Genomic DNA, 2,405 nt, shown 5'->3' with positions numbered 1-2,405 from the left:
CGGCCTGACCTTCGGTCAGGCCGGCCCGGCTACGCCGGGCCTGGTCGGTCCGCTTCGCTCCCCTCCCGGGCCGCTCCGCTTCGCTCCGACGGCCCCGGTAGCTGAGCCCCGGTCAAGGGGCTGAGCTGAGCTTGTGGCTGGGGTGGGGTAGGGCTGGCTAGGGGGAGGGGTGGCCCCGGGGTGGTCGGGCTGACCGCACGTCGGGGGCGGGATCGGGGAACGCCCGGCCGGTCGATCACCGGCCGGGCGTTCCCCGGCGCGGCTGGTCCGCCGGGCCAGCCTCCGGTTGTGTATCAAGTTCTTACCGTCGGGCGATCCCGCCGCAGCACCCCTCCCCATCCAGCCGGAAAACCCACCGCCCGGCCCCGGCCAAAACCAGGTCCGGGCAGTATCAGAAACCCACCGTAGGCACATCCCGCCACAGCCCCTACCCCCATCCGGACGCCGGACTGGGATCTGGTTTTCGCCTGGCCGATATTCCGATCTGCTATCCCGTTAGCCTCCTGGCGCCTCGGGGCCGGCCCCACCCGCGCGACCGGCCACCGGCCGGGCGCCGTCCCGAAAGAGGCCAGCGCAGCGCCGGTGAGAACCACCGATGCGCGCCCACCCGCCCATCCCAACCCCACCACCCCACACCACCACCCCAACCCGCACCCAACCCATATCCACCTGTTCCCAGGCCAGGCCTTCCGCGAGAGGGCGCGCAGAGGGGGTTGTCATGGCTGCCAGTCACCTTGATTGGCGCGCTGAGCTGCTGGGATGTTCGGGGCGGGGCGGATGGTCCGGGCACGTACTCGGGTACACAGTCGGGCACCTAGTGGCGCACACAGTCGGGCATGCAGTCGGGCAGGGGGTTGGAGCGCCGCAGGGCCCGACGGCCCACCCCGGCAGGCCTCCGGCCGGCTGCCAGTCTCCGGCTGGCGGCCCGGGGCTGGGCGGGAGATACGGCCCCGGTCCTGCCGGCGGGCCGGCCGCCCGTCCCGGCCCGTGGCAGGTCGTACGCCGCACGCGCAGTACGGTCTGCCGTGCGGTCGATCGATTCAGGACGCGCCGAATTCCGCCTTCCGAATGGCCAATTACACCCGGGGCGCATCACGGTCTGACGATTCTGGTTCAGGATTTCCTGGGCATCTTTCTGCCGTTATTGATGGGTTCATAAATGCGACTCTGGGAACTTTAAATGCAGGCGCTTACGGGGCGGTTCATCCGCGGGGCCGGTTCGGGTACCGCTGGGCGTGGATCAGGCGCATCTCCCACCACGGGTCGTCGGGCTTCTCCTTGCGGGCGCGGCGGATCTCGCGGGGGCTGGGCATGGGGAGGATGAGCGGGAGTGTGGTGGTGCGGCGGCGGTCGGCCTCGCAGGAGGGGCACTCCAGGGCTTCGGGAGGGGCTTCGGTGGTGCGTTCCATGCCGGAGTCGGGCTGGCCGCCGAGGGGGCCCTTGCAGGTGTAGCAGGGCCAGCGTCGGGCGTGGGCGTCGCGGACGGCCTGCTGCTTCTTGTCCCGTTCGGCCTGCCACGCCTTGCTCTGGCAGTCGCTGCACAGCTCGGTGCCGTCGCTGGCCCGGCCGCGGGAGATCTCGTCGGAGCGGCGGTTGCAGCCCGGGCAGCGGGTCGCCTCCAGGCGCTTCTCGCGCTCTTCGTGGGCGGCCTGCTCCTCGGCGTCCAGCTGGGCCTGGACGCGGGCGCGGTACTCGGTGTGGGCGAGCGCGTCGGTGAGGGACTGCCACTGGTGGGCGCCGAAGCGCCACCAGATGTCGGCGTGCGGTCCGCGCCGCTGCAGGGCCTCCAGGTGGCAGGCCAGGATCGGGATCCGGTCGGTGAAGTTCAGCGGGGCGTGATCGGACGGGGCCCAGTGCCGGACGGTGAGGTCCTGCAGCTTGTTGATCAGGTTGTTCAGGCCGCGGGGGCCGGCGCCGCCGAGGACCAGGGCGATCGGCGGCAGACTCCGGCGGCCGGCCTGCGGGTACTTCCGCCGCCAGACGGGGAGCTTCTTCGCCGTGCTGTGGTGCCCCTCGTGCGTCGGGTCGTTATAGGTCAGCGCGAAGTACTCGGCGTACCGGTCGAACTTGGCCGCGACGAACTGCGGGGTCTCGTTGTGCAGGTCGACCTCGACCAGGAGCAGCGGGACGCCGTCGGCGGGTGCGGTGAGAACCGCGTCGGCGTACTGGGCGCGATCGCCCGGCAAGGGGTGGGCGGCTTCGGTGGTCCAGTCGGCGATCGTGCCGATCGGCTGGCCCGGCGTCGCCGGGGAGGTGATGGCGACGATGGTGTCGTTGACGGCCATGGCGTGCGGGGCGCCGGTGGTCCGGCCGACCGACCGGGCCCGCCCGCCGACCTTCCGCCCGGAGGGCAGCGTGGACTTGGCGGCGTCCAGGCCGAGGTCGGTCAGCCCCCAGATCACCGC

Annotated in this window: 1 protein-coding gene; it reads right to left on the bottom strand. The window is 72.0% G+C overall.

All coding sequences use genetic code 11. The features are described from left to right. Window positions 1–1,202: 1,202 nt before the first annotated feature. The coding region (locus tag KSNIM_RS38555; RefSeq protein WP_263108324.1) for a replication-relaxation family protein at window positions 1,203–2,405 on the bottom strand (1,203 nt) is incomplete at its 5' end.

This window comes from Kitasatospora sp. DSM 101779 (assembly GCF_025655475.1).
In the GTDB taxonomy this organism is placed as follows: Bacteria; Actinomycetota; Actinomycetes; order Streptomycetales; family Streptomycetaceae; genus Kitasatospora.
This window is presented reverse-complemented; position numbering and strand designations above follow the sequence as displayed.